Below are 16,792 nucleotides of genomic sequence, written 5' to 3' on the forward strand. Positions count from 1 at the left end.
CCAAAGACAACCTCTCCCTGTATGCCAGGCTACTGTCTGGAGGGGAGATCCCCTCTCCCTGAGGCCCAAGCGCTCCGCGCCGCTCACGCGACCACCCCCAGCCCCTCTCCCTCAGGGAGAGGGGAGATGGGGATCCCTTGGGGTTGTTGAAACCAGAGGCAGCGGCCATCAGAACGTGAGCCGCTCCGGATCGTCGATGGTGATGAGCCAGTTGCCCACCTTGCGGAAGAGCGGGTTGGGCTCTGTTCCCCGTACCCGCGCCTCTACCCGGTAGATGCCGGCAGCGGAAGGGTTGCGCACATTGGAGAGCACCAAGCGGATCTCCTGGCCGGCGGCAATGGGTTGACGGGCCACCACCTCCAAAGAGCGAAACTCCTCGTTCCAGTACACTTCCGCCAGCTCCACCGACTTGCCCTCCACCTCTAGGCGCACATTCTGGGGATCGATGACGGCATCAAAGTTCCTATCCGCGCTAATCTGCACCTCCGCCACCGCCACATCCTGCGGTGGGATCTTCAAGCGATAGCGATCCAGCCGACCGCGAATGCCGCGAAAATCCAGCCGATAGCTGAGGACAGGCACCCCCTCGCTGCCGGTGATGACAAAGCCCGACTGTGCCTTTGCCAAAGGGGATAGCGCCCCTACCAACAAGCCTGCCAAAATCAGCCTCGTCCCCAGCCGGGCCAAGCGGAGGCCCCACGAACGCTTCACTGCTCTCAACACCCAAACCTCCCAAAAGACTTCGGCACAGGCGCACCTTGCCGCCGGCCGAGCGAGCAGCAAGGCCATGAGATTGAATTGCTATCCATTGTAAGGGGCGGGATCCCTTCCACCGGGAGCGCCCAGGGCCCACTCGGGTGCGGAGATGCGCAGTTTTTCCCCACCACCAGAACCTCACAGTCGCAACCCTGATGCTCTGGAACGTCCAGGAGACTGGGGGATGGGCGTCGAAGGATCCTGCTGGGAGGATCACTTAAAGAAACTGAGTACCCCCACCCCGATCACCATCAGCACCCAGAGCAGGGATCCCACCAAAATCACATTCTTGGCCCGGCTCCAGTCGCTGGCCGAGCTGTAGAGCACCGGCACCGCCACCACCAGCAGCAAGCTGTACAGCACCAACACCAACAAAGCAATTTGGAAAATGAGCATCATGGTCTGGATCCCTCACAAAAGTCTTGTCTTGGATAAAAGCTCCCGACAACACCGGGCTACCCAACCTGATCCGGCTCGCTGCGCACCGGCGGCAGGGTAGATAAGATAGATAACGCTCTGACTATACCAAAACTGGGATCCCTCTCAAGGCCAGATCCGTCGGGGCAGCCGCTGGATGGATGAACTATCTAGATACAGACTGCATTCGGAAAGGGTTGAAGTCGGTTGCCACGTCAAAGTAGTCTTCCTGTTCTTGCTGCTTCAGCCAGCCGGTGATGGCGTAGGTCAGAGGCGTACAGACTGCCTCAACGGCACACTTGAACACGTAGTTGGAGACGATGAGGCTCACGAGACCGGGAAACACCCCCCAGAAAGCGATGAGAATAAACAGGCCCGTGTCCACCGCTTGGCCCACCAGGGTGGAGCCGATGGTGCGCGTCCACAGCCAGCGTCCCCGCGTCCACACCTTCAGGCGCGCCAGCACGTAGGCATTGGCGAAGCTGCCGCTCCAGTAGGCAATCAGGCTGGCCAGCACAATACGGGGGGTGAGGCCGAGGATCTGGTTGTAGGCTTCCTGATAGGGCCAGTCGGGGGCTGCCGGCAGGGATCCCACGATCATGAAGGTCGCCGACATCAGGGCCGCCGAGAAAAACCCCAGCCAGATCACCCGCCGCGAGCGGGCATAGCCGTAGACCTCTGTGAGGATGTCGCCGAAAATGTAGCTGAGGGGAAAGAGGATGGTGCCGCCATCGAAGGTAAACGGCCCCAAAAGCACGATCTTAGTGGAGGCGATGTTGGAAATCAGCAGCACGGCCACAAACAGGGCCGTCACCGCATCCAGGTGCCGATAGGCGCGCTCAGACATCAGGATCCCCCTAGAAGTTTGCGGATCTGCCGTAGTTCTTTGACAATCAGGGCCAGGCCCTGACTGTGCCGTTCCACTTCGCTGGCAAGTTTACGGATCTGCTCTTCCAGGTTAGCGCTATAAGATTCCTGACGCTCCAGGCGCTGGTTGAGGCTGGCAAGCCGCGTCACCACCTCCCGCTGGATGAGGTTTTCCGTACCTTGGATGAGCAGCGTCTCGATGGCGGTGAGCTTGTTCAAGAGCAATTGAGTGTTGGTTTCCGATCCGGGCTCCAGCGCAGCCGCCGGGGTCACTTGCAGGGCCTTTTGAATGCGAGCCAGAAGGGCTTCCGCCTCAAACGGCTTTTCAATGAAGTCAAAATCGACAAAAGGCTCAGGGATGCGGGCTGTTACCTGCTCTTTCATCCCCGACATGATGATGACGGGGGTATTCTTCAGGCTCTCTTCCTGCCGGATGGCCTGCAATGTGTCATAGCCGTCCATCTTGGGCATGACAAAATCCAGCAAGATCAGGTCGGGGTGATGTTTTTTGGCAGCCTCCAAGCCCGCTAGGCCATCTTTGGCCTCCAGCACCTGAAACTGGTCAGCCAAGATGCTGGCCACCATCTTGCGGATCATGATGCTATCGTCAATGACCAACACCGTCTTGGCTGTCATGCTCGGGGCACTCCCTTTTCTGTTCCCATCTGCTCGACCTGCTCAGCCCCTTCCTCCAGTGCATGGGGCATCGGGGACGTCCTTCCGGGGACACCAATAGAGTACTCTCCCTCTTGGGGAAGTGGGGTGTGATTGGCGATCTACAGCTCCAACTTCGCCGACTCTCCCAAGGCCCAGAACTTGCCGATTTCCCATCGCTGCCTTGCTATAATCTAACGTAAACAAACATTAAGCATTCGCACCTTGCAGGGTTATGAGCCTACAGTTGAGCTCCGAGCTGTCGCTGCCGATCCCGTCTCCAGTCGGAGAAGCTGCCTACCGCACTTTTCAGTGGGGTAAAAATCTCTTTGGCTTTGCCCATAAGGCTCTCTCCACCCAGGCTTCGGAGCTGATGCTCTCGGTACTTAGGGATCTGCAGAGCTTCTCCTCCGGGAAAACCCTGCCGCCGCGGGAGCGAGTGAAGCTCAGCGCAGCTACTTTGCAAGAGTTGCGGGCTCGTTACGAACGGCTGCTCCAGGTCGATTGGCAAGATGCCGAGGCAGGTTATTACCCTCACGCGCTTCTTTTCGACAACCCCTGGCTGGACTTTGCCCGCTACTACCCGCAGGTATGGCTGGATCTGCCGCAGATCACTCAGCGGGTACACAGCAAGCGCTACCAAGAGTTTTCTCAGGACATCTCCACAGAAGGCTATCCAAAATACTACCTGCAAAATTTTCATTACCAAACCAACGGCTACCTGAGCGACAGCTCGGCTGAGCTCTACGACCTGCAGGTGGAACTGCTGTTTGGTGGCACGGCAGATGCGATGCGGCGGCGGGTGATCCGCCTGCTCAAAGATGCTCTCGATCCCGCCCTGTCGGCTCCCCACATTCTCGATGTAGCTTGTGGCACCGGGCGCACGCTGCGCCTGCTGCGGGGATCCCTGCCCAAAGCCGCGCTGTATGGTTTGGATCTTTCCCCTGCCTACCTGCGCAAGGCCAACCGGCTGTTGCAAGAGCTGCCGGGGGAGCTGCCGCAGCTCATCCGCGCCAACGCCGAGGCCATGCCCTACGCCGACGCCACCTTTGATGCGGTTGTCAGCGTGTTTCTCTTCCACGAGCTGCCCGGCCCAGCCCGCCAAAATGTCATCAACGAGATGAGCCGCGTGGTGAAGCCGGGGGGCGTGATCGTCATTTGCGACTCGGTGCAACTGCTGGACTCGCCGGAGCTGGAGGAGACGATGGAAGCTTTTGCGCAAACCTTCCACGAACCCTACTACCGGGACTACATCCGCGACGATCTGGGGGCGCGCCTGCAGCAGGCGGGCTGTGAAGTGTTGCGCCGAGAAACCCACTACGTCAGCGCCTACACCTTGGCCCGCAAAAGTTGAGCACCCTTCTAGGGGAACCCGCCGCCTGCAGCTAGCTTGGGTTTTTAAGGCGGTTGACCACCCGTGCCCCTCCAGGGAGGGACGGCACAAGGCCATCCCAGCAGGCAAGATATCAGCTTCTAATCCCCGCCTTGCAAGGTGGGGCCCTACGGCGCTAGCTGGTAAATCGGCGGTCACTTGTCCAGAGGGTGTATAGTAGTTTTAGACACGAAACCTTGGATAAGAAGACGGGTTGAACTGGATAACCCTTGGGCGCAAGTCCGTCTAAACTCTTTTCTTCCGCTTAGGCTCATGTCCCACCCCCATGGATCCCTCCGCGCCGGCATCACTGCTCTCAAGCAGGAGCGCTACCTGGAGGCGATCAATCTTCTCGAGTCGTTCTGCTACTGCTGCTCAATCCAAGAGAAGCAAGAGCGCAATGGCTCTAGGGCAAATCCGGAAGACTGCGCTTTGGCTCGTGTGGCTCTGGTCATGGCCTATCAGGGTAGTGGTGACCTGGAGCGCTCAATCGCCCTTTGCCAAGAGCTGTTGGAGCAGAAGGAAACAGTTGAGTCCACTACCTGGGCTCGGGAATGGGCAGCCCAGGCTCTGCCCACCCTCAAACAGGCTTCCGAACACGCCATGCCGCCTGAAGAAGTGATGGCGCGGCTGCCCGTCCTGCGGCAGTTGGAAGACTGTCGGCTCCTCTGTAGCTCCCGCGATCCGGCCCCGCATCTGCTTAAATCTGCCCATTTCTGAGGGAGAGGGCCTGCAGGGAAGGGTCCCTCTTAGCCGTGGATGTCCGGCCCTAGCCTCTATCGTTAGCAGCTTCATAGCAACTTTATGTCTGTTGTCGAGCCGATGACCTATCACTTTGTCGTTGCCAGCCTGTCTTTCTTACGTTCTGAGCCCCTGGAAGAGGTGCTGGAGGAGCGTCGCCGACACTACGAGGAGCGCCGCCGCCCTGTCGATTTCTTCTGGGTGCCGCAGCCGGCTTTTATGGAAGCCCCACCGTTGAAGCCTTTGCGGGACAAGCTGAGCGGCCCACTGGGGGCAGTGGTCTCAACCAACGAGGATTTCATTCGCTGGCTGAAGGTGCGCCTGACTTTTGTAGAAATGGGCAGCTTCGTGGCTCCTAGCGAGTCGATCCCGGATCCCTTGCGCTCCTTATCTGCCGACAAAGGGTAAGCCTGCCGATTCCTAAGATTTGAATGGGTTGAGGGGAGGGCAGGCCAGGATAAGATCGGGGCACCCCATACCTGCCCTTCTTGGCTGACGGGATCCTCCGTTGTGGGGCCGACGTCGGGGAAATGGGCAGGTCAGCCGCGGAGCACTATGACTTTATGACTTTGGAGCAACAATGGAACAGGCCGGAAGGAGGGGCAGAGGTCTGCCACCCCAACTCCTGCCTTCGGGATTTCCAGCCTGCATCAGCGCCAACTTGGGTGCTGAAGTCAGAAGCTCTCTTGCCTGAGCCGACAGCAAGCCCCACCCTGAGCTCGCCGGAGTGCTCCTCTGGGGATCCCTCACCAGATCCACTTCCCGAGGATCCCCAAAAAGAAGAGGAAAATCAAGGTTTATCTGAGCCGGGCCTGAGAAACTTTGTTGCTGTGCTGCGCCGACGCAATTTTCTGCTGCTGTGGATGGGGCAGGTGTGTTCGCAGTTGGCGGACAAAGTGTTGTTGGTGCTGCTGATTGGGTTGATTGCCCGCAAGTTTCAGCCAGAAGGAGCCTCTATTAGCGGTTGGGTCTCGGCCATCATGCTGGCTTTTACGCTGCCGGCGATGCTACTGGGCAGCCTGGCAGGGGTATTTGTGGATCGCTGGCTAAAAAAAGGGGTGTTGGTGCTCTCCAACCTGGCGCGCGGGATCCTGGTGTTGCTGTTGCCGCTGCTGCTCTGGCTCACCGCCGGGCGCGACCTTTGGCCGGGGATCCCCTTGGGGTTTGTCGGGCTGTTGCTGGTGAGCCTTGCCGTCTCGACCCTGACCCAGTTTTTTGCTCCTGCTGAACAGGCGATTTTGCCCTTGATCCTGCCGAAGCGAGAGCTGCTGGCGGCCAATTCCCTCTACACCACCACGATGATGGCTTCGCTGATTGTTGGCTTTGCTGTGGGGGAACCGCTGTTAACCCTGGCGGATCATTGGGTGCGCCATTGGTTGCCGGGCTGGGAGGTGGGGCCGGAGCTGTTGGTGGGGGGAGCCTACCTCTTGGCCGGATCCCTGCTGTTGCTGCTACAACCCCACGAGAAGCTGGAGCCCCGGCCTTGGGAAGCCCCCCACCTTTGGGAAGATCTCCAGTTGGGCTTGCAATATGTCGGCCAGATGCCCCTGATCCGGGCTGCTCTGCTGCAGGTGGTGGTGCTCTACTCGCTGTTTGCGGCACTGGCCGTTTTGGCGGTGCGCATGGCCGAAGTGATGCCGGAGCTGAGGCCGGATCAGTTTGGGGTGTTGTTGGCCGCTGCCGGCCTGGGCATGGGGATCGGCGCCTTTTGGGTGGGGCATGCGGGCCGCCGGGTGAGCTGCCGCGCCTGGAGCGGGCTGGGATCCCTGCTGCTCTGTGGGTCTCTGGCAGCCCTATCTTGGACGACCCACTGGTTGTTGCTCAGCTTGGGCTGGATTGCTCTGTTAGGCTGTGGCGGGGCTTTGGTGGCGGTGCCGATGCAAACCTTGATCCAGGAGGAAACGCCAGATCATCTGCGAGGCAAGATTTTTGGGCTCCAGAACAATGTGGCCAATATCGCCCTCAGTTTGCCTCTGGTCTTGACGGGGTTGGCGGAAACCTACTTTGGCCTTTCCGGGATGTTTTTAGGCCTGTCTGCTCTGGCCGCTCTGGCGGGGCTGTACACCTGGAGCCTATTGGGCAGAGAAGGCCGGTGAAACCCTCTCAAAGCTGGGGCCAAGGCAGCAGCTAACTCTGCTACTCTTGTAGAGGCTCAAAAGTCGAGACCCTCCTTGCAGTTCAGCGCTTTGCCTTTGCGGGGATCCGCCCATGCACATCGCCTGGATAGGCAAGAAAACACCTTTCTGTGGCAATGTCACCTACAGCCGTGAGGTGACCAACGGCCTGTTGGATCGGGGACATCAAGTGAGCTTTTTTCACTTCACCAACGACGGCCAACCGCCCACTTGGGATCTCGGCTCTCGTGGAGGTGAAGGCTGGCGGGCAGAGCTGGATCGCCGCGACGTTTCCCTCCCCTGTCTGTATAAGTCGCAAATCTACACGATCCCGGCCCCCAACGCCAAGCGGGTGCTCACCCAGGCCCTCAGGGAACTGCAGCCGGATCTGGTACATGCCTCCTTGACGATTTCTCCCATTGACTTCGTGCTGCCGGAGATCTGTGCAGAGCTTAACCAGCCGCTGGTGGCCACTTTTCACCCGGCCTTCGACCGGCGGCGGCGCAACATCGCCTCCCGCACCCAATACTTGGCCTATCAACTCTACGCCCCTTGTCTGGCCAATTATCACCGCACCATTGTCTTCTCAGAGACGCAACGGGAGATCTTGGTCAAACTGGGGGTGCGTCCCCAGCAGGTGGTGGTCATTCCCAATGGCGTGGATGTGGACAAGTATTCGCCTGGGCCTTCAACCCTCAAACAGCGGTTGGGACTGGAGCGGATCTTTGTCTATCTGGGGCGGGTCTCGCCGGAGAAAAACCTGGAAGCCCTGCTCAAGGCTTGGAAACACTCCCAGATGGGGGAGAAGTGCGGTCTGCTGATTGTGGGGGATGGGCCGCTGCTCAACACCCTCAAGCCCTTCTATACCCTTCAACATGGGATCCACTGGCTGGGGTATATTGCCGACGAGCAGCAGCGCATCGAGATCTTGCGCGGGGCCGATGTGTTTGTTTTGCCCTCTTTGATCGAGGGGCTCTCTTTGTCCTTGCTGGAGGCGATGGCCTGCGGGCTGGCGGCGGTGGCCACCGATGTGGGCGCCGATGGCGAGGTTTTGGCGGATGGAGCCGGGATCCTGTTGGATCCGACACGGGTGACGGCGGAGCTGCAAACCCTGCTGCCTTTGCTGCGGGATCAACGGGAGTTTACCCAACTGCTGGGGATGAAGGCCCGCCGGCGGGTGCTGGAACGCTATACCCTCAGCCACAACATCAGTCGGGTGGAACAGCTCTACCGGGAGCTGTGCCAGGGATCCCGTCAGCATCGCCGGGCCTAAAGGAGGAAGTCGAAAGCGAGGCAGAACTTTTGTGTAGAGCTTGTGATATTTTTGCTAAGCTGTTTCGTTACGTTTCCAAGGGATTAACGCCAGCCTTCCCGATGGATGCTCACAGCCCCCAAAAGGCCGTTTCGGCACAGCTATCCGGCTCCTCGTGGTCGGAGCCTTTGCTTGGCCAGGATTTGCCCCCCAATCCTCCAGTTCCCTCCCTGGAGAACTCGGGCGACTTACGCTCAGCTCAGGCCAGCCCGGATCCGGTTGGCGTTACGTCTGATGAGGTGGAGCTGCCGGAGGTCAAGCCTGCCATTGTGCCTGCCCCTGCAATGCCGGATCGGGTGGCAAAAGTGGGGACAGACCAGTATCGGATGCAGTATTTGCTGGCGTGGTTAGCCTTTGCCCTCCGCTCCTTTAACAACTTGAATCAGATCCTGGAGCTGACGGCTTTTGTGGCCAGCCAACTGACCGATGCCGAAGGCGGAGCCCTGGTTTTGTTCAACCCCAACGGCACCATTCAGTTGGATCAACTGCATTGCTCGGATCTCCACCACCGCGAACAGATTCGGGCTGAGATGGAGCAGATTGCCCAAACCCTCTCGGCTCAGGAGCCCATGCTCAAGACGGAGGGATCCCTGTCCGTCAAAATCCCTGCCCTCGAACACCTGTTGGACGAGCGGTTTCGCCAGAGCTTAGGGCCGGATGTGCGCCTCTTCGGCACGCCCTTGTTGATCCGCAACTCTGTCCAGGGTCGCTTGTACGTCTTCAGCCGTCAGCCCGGCTACCACTGGGATGAACGCCGCCAACAACTGTTGCGCCTGGTCGCCGATCAGGCAGGCGTGGCCATCGAAAACGACCGCTTGACGGCAGCCTTGCGCCGCAAAGTGGCCCTAGAAAAAGAAATGGAGATCGGCTCTTACATCCAGGCTCAATTGCTACCGCAGGAGTACCCGCAAGTCAAAGGCATTCGCCTGGCAGCTCGTTGCCGTGTGGCCAGCAAAGTGGGAGGCGACTACTACGATTTCATCAAGATTCCAGAAAAATCAGATCCGGCTGCCTCTCCACCCTCATCTGAAAAGCTGGCCATCGTCATTGGGGATGTGATGGGCAAAGGGGTGCCCGCCGGCCTGTTGATGAGCATGACCCGAGCCATGGTGCGGGCAGAAGCTCTCAACCGTCATTCCCCAGCCCGCGTTCTGCAACATCTGAACCGGGCCATGTACAGCGACCTGGAGCACTCCAATCGCTTCATCAGCCTGTTTTATTCAGAGTACGATCCCCACTCCCATCGCCTTTGCTTTAGCAACGCGGCCCACAACCCTACCCTGTGGTGGCAGGCCCGCACCCGCGAGATTCAACCCCTGGACACAGAAGGGGCGCTGATCGGCTTGGAGGAAAACAGCCACTACTCGGAAAGCTGCGTGCAACTGCAACCCGGAGATGTGGTGGTGTACTACACCGACGGCTACACCGAGGCTGCCAACAGCCGCGGGGAGCGCTTGGAAACCTCTGGGCTCATGGATGCCATCCAGCATGCTGCCTGTCGCTACGACTCCCCCGAAGACATCTTGGAGAGCTTGTTTGAGCAGATGGATGCTTTCCGAGGTCGCCAGGGATCCCCTCCTCTGACCCTGTTGCCGCCGGACGATCCAGAGCTGCTATTGCAAGATGAGATTTCCCTGCGGCCTGAGCCTGTGGACGATACCACACTGGTGGTGTTGAAGGTGTTGCCCGACTCTGAGCCAAAATAGCTAAAAAAGTTCGAACTCAGGGTACGCTCTAGCTAGTACAGGGCTGGCTCCCCTGCTTCCCGGTTATCTACACCTTAGGCATAGCCATGAACTTCTCTTCCTCTGGGTCTGAAACCACTTCGGTTTACTTGCCGGCTCCTGCTGCTTTCCAGACAAAAATGATGGTCGGGCAGGTGTTCCGGCAGGATGTACTGGGCGATATCCGCAAGGGTTGGAATGGCTTTGTGGAGTCGGGCCAAATTTGGGCGCTTTTGATAGGGATCGTGGTGGGCTATATGCTCAAGAGCATCACCAGCTCCCACTAGTTGCTCTGGCCGGATCCAGTTGGCCTGAGGCGGCGGGGTTTTAGCCGTCTGTTCTTGATTTTTGTATTTTTTCCACAACTGCAGCGGTGGTCAATCCTTCTCCCCATTCTCCCAGTTCTGAGCCGACAGCGACGGTTACCCCACGCCCCTGGAGCCAGCGCTTTGAGGGATCCCTGCATCCTGCCATCGCCCGCTTCAACGCCAGCATCGGCTTCGACATCCGCCTTTTGCCCTACGATGTGGCCGGATCCCTGGCTCATGTGCAGATGTTGGCCGCTTGCGGCATTCTGACCCGGCCAGAGGCCGACCAGATCCGGCAGGGGCTGGAGCAGATCCAACAGGAAGCGGCTGCCGGCACCTTCCGTCCCGATCCAGAGGCCGAGGATGTCCACTATGCCGTCGAGCGCCGTTTGGTGGCCTTGGTGGGGGAGGTGGGCAAAAAACTGCACACGGGGCGCTCCCGCAACGACCAAGTGGCTACCGATCTGCGCCTCTATCTGCGGGATCACATCGATCACCTGCGGCAGGCCCTCTGGGAGCTGCGGGGAGTCTTGCTGGACTTGGCCGAGCAGCATCTGGAGACGATCCTGCCCGGCTACACCCATCTGCAACGGGCTCAGCCGATCAGCCTGGCCCACCACCTTTTGGCCTATGAAGAAATGCTCTGGCGAGACTGGCAACGGCTGGGGCGGGTGCGGGAAGAGGTGAATGTCTGTCCCCTCGGCTCCGGGGCCTTGGCCGGCACTTCCCTGCCCATCGATCGGCAGCTCACTGCCCATCTGCTGGGATTTGAGCGCATCAGCGCCAACAGCTTGGATGCCGTCAGCGACCGCGACTACCTGGTGGAGTTTCACACCGCCGCCAGCTTGATTTTGGTTCACCTCAGTCGCCTCTCGGAAGAGCTTGTCCTCTGGGCCTCGCAGGAGTTCGGCTTTGTCGTCCTCACCGATGCCTGTGCCACCGGCTCCAGCCTCATGCCCCAGAAGAAAAACCCCGATGTGCCGGAATTGGTGCGCGGCAAGGCGGGGCGGGTGTTTGGCCATCTCCAAGCTTTGCTGGTCACCTTGAAGGGGCTGCCGCTGGCCTACAACAAAGATCTCCAAGAAGACAAAGAGGGGCTATTCGATACGGTCGAGACCTTAAAAGCCTGCCTGGAGGCGATGACCATCCTGCTGCGGGAAGGGATCCAATTTCAGCCTGAGCGCATGGCCGCTGCTGTGCAGGAGGATTTCTCCAACGCCACCGATGTGGCCGACTACTTGGTGCGCAAAGGGATCCCCTTTCGCGCTGCCCATGACCTGGTGGGCCAGATCGTGCGCATTTGTTTGGCAGAGGGGATCCTGCTAAAGGATCTGCCCTTGGAGCGCTGGAAAACTTTCCACCCGGCTTTTGAGGAGGACATTGCGGCGGCCATCGATCCCCGCCAGGTGGTGGCGGCGCGGCGCAGCGCCGGAGGAACGGGCTTTGCCGTAGTACGGGAAGCCCTACAACAGGCCCAGGCCCGCCACCAGCAGCCAGCGCCCTCGGAAGGAACGCTACAAATTTAAACTTATCTCAACGAGAATTGGCAATGTTTGGGTTTTCCTCGCCAGGGTGTGCCATCCTGAGGTTCTGAGCCGCTCCAACACAATTCCCAGCTTGTTGGCCTCTGCTCTGGGTGACCGTTTCATGTTGGATAACCTCACCGCCCATATCCTCGAAAATGCGGCCAAGCGTCGCTGGCGAGAACGCGCCTACAGCCGATTTTTGCAGGACTGGCGACGACAAGTGGTGCTGCTGCGCCGTCAACGAGCTGGGGAGTTGGGCCCCCCTCTGGGGGATCCCACCTGTGTTTTCAGCGCCCACTCGGCTTGGTTGCGCTGCGCCGTCAATCCACGGGGGCCGTGCCAGGGCTGCCCCCACTATGCCGCGGCTCCAAAACCCGCTCCAACTCTAGAGTCGCTCCATTAGAGGGATCCGACCGCTGGCGTCGGCACCATCGGGCCGCGCTCCCCCAAGCTGCGTCGAGTCGAGGACCCCGCTGTAGCCAAGTTGAGGGATCCCCGGCCAATTTGTGCCACAATAAAAGAACGGTAACTCCATCGACAAAAGCGAGATTCATGGCCCTTCACCTCTCGGCAGAGCACCTTCGCGCCATCCGCCAGCAGGGCGAGCAGGCCTTTCCCTACGAGGGCTGCGGCATTTTAATTGGCGAGCTCAAAGGATCGGACAAGATCGTCCACGAGCTGTGGCCGGCGGCCAACACCTGGGATCAAGCTGAAAACCCCTTAGCAGACGGAGAATCCAGCCGCCGCCGCTTCTTGATCGAGCCGGCAGTTTTCAAGCGGGCCAACGACCATGCTGTGCGCAGAGGGTTGGGGATCCTGGGCACCTATCACTCTCACCCCAACCATGCGGCTATTCCCTCGGAGTTCGATCGGCAGCACGCCTTTCCTTGGGGCTTTTCCTGTGTGATCGTCAGTGTGCGCGAGGGCAAAGCAGAAGAGGTGGTCAGTTGGGTTTTGGATGAGCAGGAGCAACCCCAGCGGGAGCCGATGCAAATTTTGGAAGATGCGGCCCTTGCCGCGCTGCCAGTTTTGGCCGGCTAGGGCCGGGCGTCGGTGGCCCTGATCTTCTAGCTTGAGGTGAGATCTGGGGCTGAGTTCCGTTGCGATCCCGGTTGGACAAGCCGGTGTGGAGAGAGTGAGTGGTGCCGGAAAAGCGGTAGTCTGAACTGGAGAGGTGACATAACTGCAAGCAGGTAGGTTCGCCAGATCGGCTCGGAACCTCAAAAATGAACCAGAGATCGCTAGAATCCTTCCCTGAACTCCCATGGCAACCAAAATCTTAATCCCCGCCCCCCTGCGCCCCTACACCGACAACCTGGAAGCTGTTGAGATCGAGGGCAGCAACGTCGGCGAAGTGATGCGCAACCTCATCGCCCGCTACGGCGAACTGAAGCGCCACCTCTACACCGAGGACGGCAAGCTGCGCAATTTCGTCAACGTTTACCTCAATGACGAGGACGTGCGCACTTTGACCCAAGGCGACAACACCCCCGTGGGAGAACAAGCCGTCATCAGCATTGTTCCTGCTATTGCCGGAGGGCTTTGACCATGCTGAACCTGGACACCAGCCAAGTCAGCCTCTCCCGCGAGGAGATGGAGCGGTTTTCTCGCCATTTGATCCTGCCGGAGGTGGGCCTGGAAGGACAAAAGCGGCTGAAAGCGGGCAAGGTGCTCTGCATCGGCACAGGCGGCCTCGGCTCACCCCTGTTGCTGTACTTGGCGGCAGCCGGCGTGGGGCGGATCGGCATCGTCGATTTCGATGTGGTGGACGTGTCGAACCTGCAGCGGCAGGTGATCCACGGCACTTCCTGGGTGGGCAAGCCCAAGGTGGAATCGGCCAAGAACCGCATCCTGGAGATCAACCCCTATTGCCAGGTGGACGTTTACAACACCGCTCTGAAGGCCCACAACGCCCTGGAGCTGTTTGCCAACTACGACGTGATCGTGGACGGTACCGATAATTTCCCCACCCGCTACCTGGTCAACGATGCCTGTGTGCTGACGGGCAAGCCCAATGTCTACGGCTCGATCTTCCGCTTTGAAGGGCAGGCGACGGTCTTCAACTACGAGGATGGGCCCAACTACCGCGACCTCTACCCCGAGCCACCCCCGCCAGGATTGGTGCCTTCCTGTGCTGAGGGGGGAGTGCTGGGGATCCTGCCCGGCATCATCGGCCTCATTCAAGCTACGGAGACTGTGAAGATCCTGTTGGGCATCGGCACGACCCTGAGCGGGCGGCTGCTGCTCTACGATGCTCTAAAAATGAGCTTCCGCGAGCTAAAGCTGCGCAAGAACCCTGCCACCCCGCCCATCACTCAACTTATCGACTACGAGCAGTTCTGCGGGATCCCGCAAGCGCAAGCCAGCCAAGCGGAGATCCCGGAGATCAGTGTGGCCGAGCTGAAGGCGCGGATGGATGCCGGCAAAGATTTTGTGTTGATCGACGTGCGCAACCCCAACGAGTGGGAGATCGGTCGGATCCCTGGCGCCCACCTGATCCCGTTGCCGCAAATCGAAAATGGCGATGGGGTGGAGCAGGTGCGCAAGCTGCTCAATGGCTCGGAGCTGATCGTCCACTGCAAGAGTGGAGTGCGCTCGGCTAAGGCCTTGAAGATCCTACAAACTGCTGGGATCGCGGGGAAAAATCTACGCGGTGGCATCCTCGCCTGGGCTGAGGCTTACGATCCCTCGATTCCCAAGTACTGAGACAACTTCCGGATCCCTGGTCCAGGATATGATGGCTCCGCTGCCCAGAGCCGGCTGTGCCCAATATCTCCCTTTTGCGTCCCTTTTTCCATGAGTGCCACTTTGCCGGCAGAGACAGAAACCATCTTTCACTCCATCCCCGAAGCCCTGGAAGACCTCAAGTGTGGCCGCATGGTCATCGTGGTCGATGACGAAAATCGGGAAAACGAAGGGGATCTGATCTGTGCTGCCCAGTTTGCCACGCCAGAGGTGATCAACTTCATGGCCACCCACGGGCGCGGCCTCATTTGTCTAGCCATGCAGGGATCCCGTCTGGACGAGCTGAAGATCCCGCTGATGGTGGGGCAAAACACCGACAGCAACCAGACTGCCTTTACCGTCAGCATCGACGCCGGGCCAGAGTTAGGGGTTTCGACGGGCATTTCCGCCGCCGATCGCTCCCGCACCATCCAGGCGGCCATCCACCCCCATACGCGACCGGAAGATCTGCGTCGCCCTGGGCATGTCTTTCCGCTGCGGGCGCGGGAAGGCGGGGTGCTCAAACGGGCCGGCCACACAGAAGCGGCGGTGGATCTGGCGCTGCTGGCCGGGCTGTACCCGGCAGGGGTGATCTGCGAGATCCAAAACCCGGATGGCTCGATGGCCCGCCTGCCCCAGTTGGTCGAGTTCGCCCACCAGCATAATTTGAAGATCATCACCATCGCCCATCTGATCGAGTACCGCTTGCGCACCGAACGGCTGGTGCATCGGGGGGCTACTGCCACCTTGCCGACGGAGTTTGGCCGGTTTCAGGTCTACGGCTACCGCGACAGCCTCAACCAGGTGGAGCACCTGGCGCTGGTGAAGGGGGATCCGACCCAATTTGCCGCCGAGCCCGTCCTGGTGCGCGTGCATGTGGAATGCCCCCTGGGGGATGCGCTGGGATCCCTGCGCTGCGACTGCCGCCGCCAATTGACCGCCGCCCTGAAGATGATCGACCACCAGGGCAAGGGGGTGCTGGTGTACCTGCGCCGGCAAGAGCAGGAGCTTAGCCTCATCCAGCAAATTCAGTCCTATGCCCTGCAGGATCTGGGGCTAGCTGAAACCACGCCGCCGGCAGCGATGGATCTGCGGGATTACGGCATTGGCGCCCAGATCCTACGCGATGTGGGGGTGCGCCAAATGCGCTTGATCAGCAACACCTCTCGCCACATCAGCGGCTTGAAAGGATTTGGCCTGGAAGTGGCCGAGCGGGTGCCCTTGCTGGTGGAAGAGCCGGATCTCAATTTGCACGTGCAGCCATCCTGTTCTCTAGAAAACGCGACCCATTCCGGCTTAAGCCTGTAGAGCGTTGTAGGGCCGGGCGGTGTGGTGGAACAGGGGCCGCGGTGCAGCCGGTTCGTCCTCGACCCCATAAGCCTTGCATCCCCAAGGCCAGAACGACCAGGAAGGACGTTTGGGCAAAGATGGAGCCAGGCGCGCTGGCAAGACAGAGTCCCTGGCCGTGGGGCTCAAGAGGGGCTTTGGCAAGACGGGAATGTCGGATCCCACCTGCGACCACACCTCGTAGCTCTGGGATCGCACCACCACAATGCTGATCAGGGAGCCGCGATCCATGTCGTAGCGGCAACTGTCGATGGCGTCCTGCAGCCGAGAAAAGCTGCGGTTAAAGACGTAAAAATGGCCCTGGAAGCGGATGGCTTCCCAGAAACCTTCCCGTGTCACCGCCACATGGTCGCGATCGGCGGCGGCGTAGTCGAGGATCACCATACGTGTAAAGACTGACTAGCGATGGATCAGATTAGGGTGGCTTTTACCGTATTTCCACTTAAGCACACCATTGCACAGCCCGTCATCCGCGAAATAGCCTGCCTGCAACAAGACTTAAGGAGTTTTCTCGCCCTTGCTGCTCATGGGATCCCGCCCAATTCCCGTCGCAGCTCGGCCATGGCTGCTTCTCCGATGTGGGGGGTGGCGCAGACCAGGTGGGGCGTGCGGATCAGGTCGGGTCGGGCTTGGCGCACTAGGGCGCGCAGGGTGGGGTAGCTGGCCTCGTCGCAGATGAGGGTGTGGGCGCGGCGGATCAGGGATCCCACCCGCTCGACATCGGAAATCACCGCCGTCAGCACCAGCAGGTCTCCCCGCAGGCTGTGGACAATCACCTCGGCAACTTCCAGGAGGGCGGTGCTGATGCTCACCAGCCCTAGACAGGCGTGGGGAGGCAATTGGCGAATCAGGGCAATTTCGCGGGCGTAGTCAGATACCTCCACCGGGAGAACACGGGCCCCCCGCGGCTGGGCAATGGCCTCGACGGCG

At 59.9% G+C, this 16,792-nt stretch carries 17 protein-coding genes and 2 pseudogenes; 13 read left to right on the plus strand and 6 right to left on the minus strand.

From position 1 onward, the window contains the following. Positions 1-168: 168 nt before the first annotated feature. The 4 genes from NW853_RS10070 to NW853_RS10085 all read right to left on the minus strand — a co-directional run bounded on the left by NW853_RS10070 (position 169) and on the right by NW853_RS10085 (position 2,676). Positions 169-789, minus strand: coding sequence for a DUF2808 domain-containing protein (locus NW853_RS10070; protein WP_414348942.1), 621 nt, complete (start codon positions 787-789; stop codon positions 169-171). A 180-nt stretch (positions 790-969) separates the two neighbouring features. Beyond that, positions 970-1,155, minus strand: a complete 186-nt coding sequence (gene psbZ, locus NW853_RS10075; RefSeq protein WP_414334060.1) for a photosystem II reaction center protein PsbZ — start codon at positions 1,153-1,155, stop codon at positions 970-972. 184 nt (positions 1,156-1,339) lie between these two features. Then, entirely contained in the window at positions 1,340-2,020 is a 681-nt protein-coding gene (locus NW853_RS10080) for a queuosine precursor transporter (RefSeq protein ID WP_414334059.1), read from the minus strand. Further along, the gene (locus tag NW853_RS10085; protein ID WP_414348943.1) at positions 2,020-2,676 is read right to left on the minus strand and encodes a response regulator; all 657 of its coding nucleotides are present in this window, start codon (positions 2,674-2,676) and stop codon (positions 2,020-2,022) included. The genes NW853_RS10080 and NW853_RS10085 overlap by 1 nt, the downstream gene beginning before the upstream one ends. A 253-nt stretch (positions 2,677-2,929) precedes the next feature. Between NW853_RS10085 and NW853_RS10090 the strand changes: the two genes are divergently transcribed. The 13 genes and pseudogenes from NW853_RS10090 to ribB form a co-directional block, all read left to right on the plus strand. Continuing rightward, entirely contained in the window at positions 2,930-4,048 is a 1,119-nt protein-coding gene (locus tag NW853_RS10090) for a class I SAM-dependent methyltransferase (protein ID WP_414334057.1), read from the plus strand. A gap of 291 nt (positions 4,049-4,339) precedes the next feature. Then, positions 4,340-4,786: a hypothetical protein gene (locus NW853_RS10095; RefSeq protein WP_414334056.1), complete on the plus strand. Its 447-nt coding sequence runs from the start codon at positions 4,340-4,342 to the stop codon at positions 4,784-4,786. An 84-nt stretch (positions 4,787-4,870) separates the two neighbouring features. Beyond that, a complete protein-coding gene (locus tag NW853_RS10100) occupies positions 4,871-5,215 on the plus strand; it encodes an MgPME-cyclase complex family protein (protein ID WP_414334055.1) in 345 nt (114 codons plus the stop codon). 122 nt (positions 5,216-5,337) lie between these two features. After that, positions 5,338-6,903, plus strand: a complete 1,566-nt coding sequence (locus NW853_RS10105) for an MFS transporter (protein ID WP_414348944.1) — start codon at positions 5,338-5,340, stop codon at positions 6,901-6,903. Positions 6,904-7,015: 112 nt separating this feature from the next. Next, complete coding sequence (locus NW853_RS10110) at positions 7,016-8,194, plus strand: glycosyltransferase family 4 protein (protein ID WP_414348945.1); 1,179 nt, start codon at positions 7,016-7,018, stop codon at positions 8,192-8,194. Between the two features lie 101 nt (positions 8,195-8,295). Continuing rightward, positions 8,296-9,939, plus strand: coding sequence for a PP2C family protein-serine/threonine phosphatase (locus NW853_RS10115; RefSeq protein WP_414348946.1), 1,644 nt, complete (start codon positions 8,296-8,298; stop codon positions 9,937-9,939). A gap of 86 nt (positions 9,940-10,025) precedes the next feature. Beyond that, the gene (locus NW853_RS10120) at positions 10,026-10,244 is read left to right on the plus strand and encodes a hypothetical protein (RefSeq protein WP_414334049.1); all 219 of its coding nucleotides are present in this window, start codon (positions 10,026-10,028) and stop codon (positions 10,242-10,244) included. Between the two features lie 86 nt (positions 10,245-10,330). Further along, positions 10,331-11,791, plus strand: a complete 1,461-nt coding sequence (gene argH / locus NW853_RS10125) for an argininosuccinate lyase (protein ID WP_414348947.1) — start codon at positions 10,331-10,333, stop codon at positions 11,789-11,791. A 121-nt stretch (positions 11,792-11,912) separates the two neighbouring features. Continuing rightward, complete coding sequence (locus NW853_RS10130; protein WP_414334045.1) at positions 11,913-12,194, plus strand: DUF6464 family protein; 282 nt, start codon at positions 11,913-11,915, stop codon at positions 12,192-12,194. 149 nt (positions 12,195-12,343) lie between these two features. Then, positions 12,344-12,832, plus strand: coding sequence for a M67 family metallopeptidase (locus tag NW853_RS10135; protein ID WP_414334043.1), 489 nt, complete (start codon positions 12,344-12,346; stop codon positions 12,830-12,832). A 223-nt stretch (positions 12,833-13,055) separates the two neighbouring features. Beyond that, positions 13,056-13,337, plus strand: a complete 282-nt coding sequence (locus NW853_RS10140) for a MoaD/ThiS family protein (protein ID WP_414334041.1) — start codon at positions 13,056-13,058, stop codon at positions 13,335-13,337. A gap of 2 nt (positions 13,338-13,339) precedes the next feature. Then, positions 13,340-14,497 carry a molybdopterin-synthase adenylyltransferase MoeB gene (moeB, locus tag NW853_RS10145; RefSeq protein ID WP_414334040.1) on the plus strand — a complete coding sequence of 386 codons (1,158 nt, stop codon included), beginning with the start codon at positions 13,340-13,342 and terminating at the stop codon, positions 14,495-14,497. 123 nt (positions 14,498-14,620) lie between these two features. After that, a pseudogene (ribB, locus tag NW853_RS10150) lies at positions 14,621-15,769 on the plus strand (3,4-dihydroxy-2-butanone-4-phosphate synthase); the annotation flags it as partial. Positions 15,770-15,811: 42 nt separating this feature from the next. On the opposite strand, the gene NW853_RS10155 reads toward ribB, so the two are convergent. Both NW853_RS10155 and NW853_RS10160 read right to left on the minus strand, forming a co-directional pair. Next, positions 15,812-16,246: a hypothetical protein gene (locus NW853_RS10155; protein WP_414334038.1), complete on the minus strand. Its 435-nt coding sequence runs from the start codon at positions 16,244-16,246 to the stop codon at positions 15,812-15,814. 140 nt (positions 16,247-16,386) lie between these two features. Then, positions 16,387-16,792: pseudogene (locus NW853_RS10160) on the minus strand (GntR family transcriptional regulator); the annotation flags it as partial.

The organism is Synechococcus sp. H55.11 (assembly GCF_047462475.1).
Lineage (GTDB): Bacteria > Cyanobacteriota > Cyanobacteriia > Thermostichales > Thermostichaceae > Thermostichus.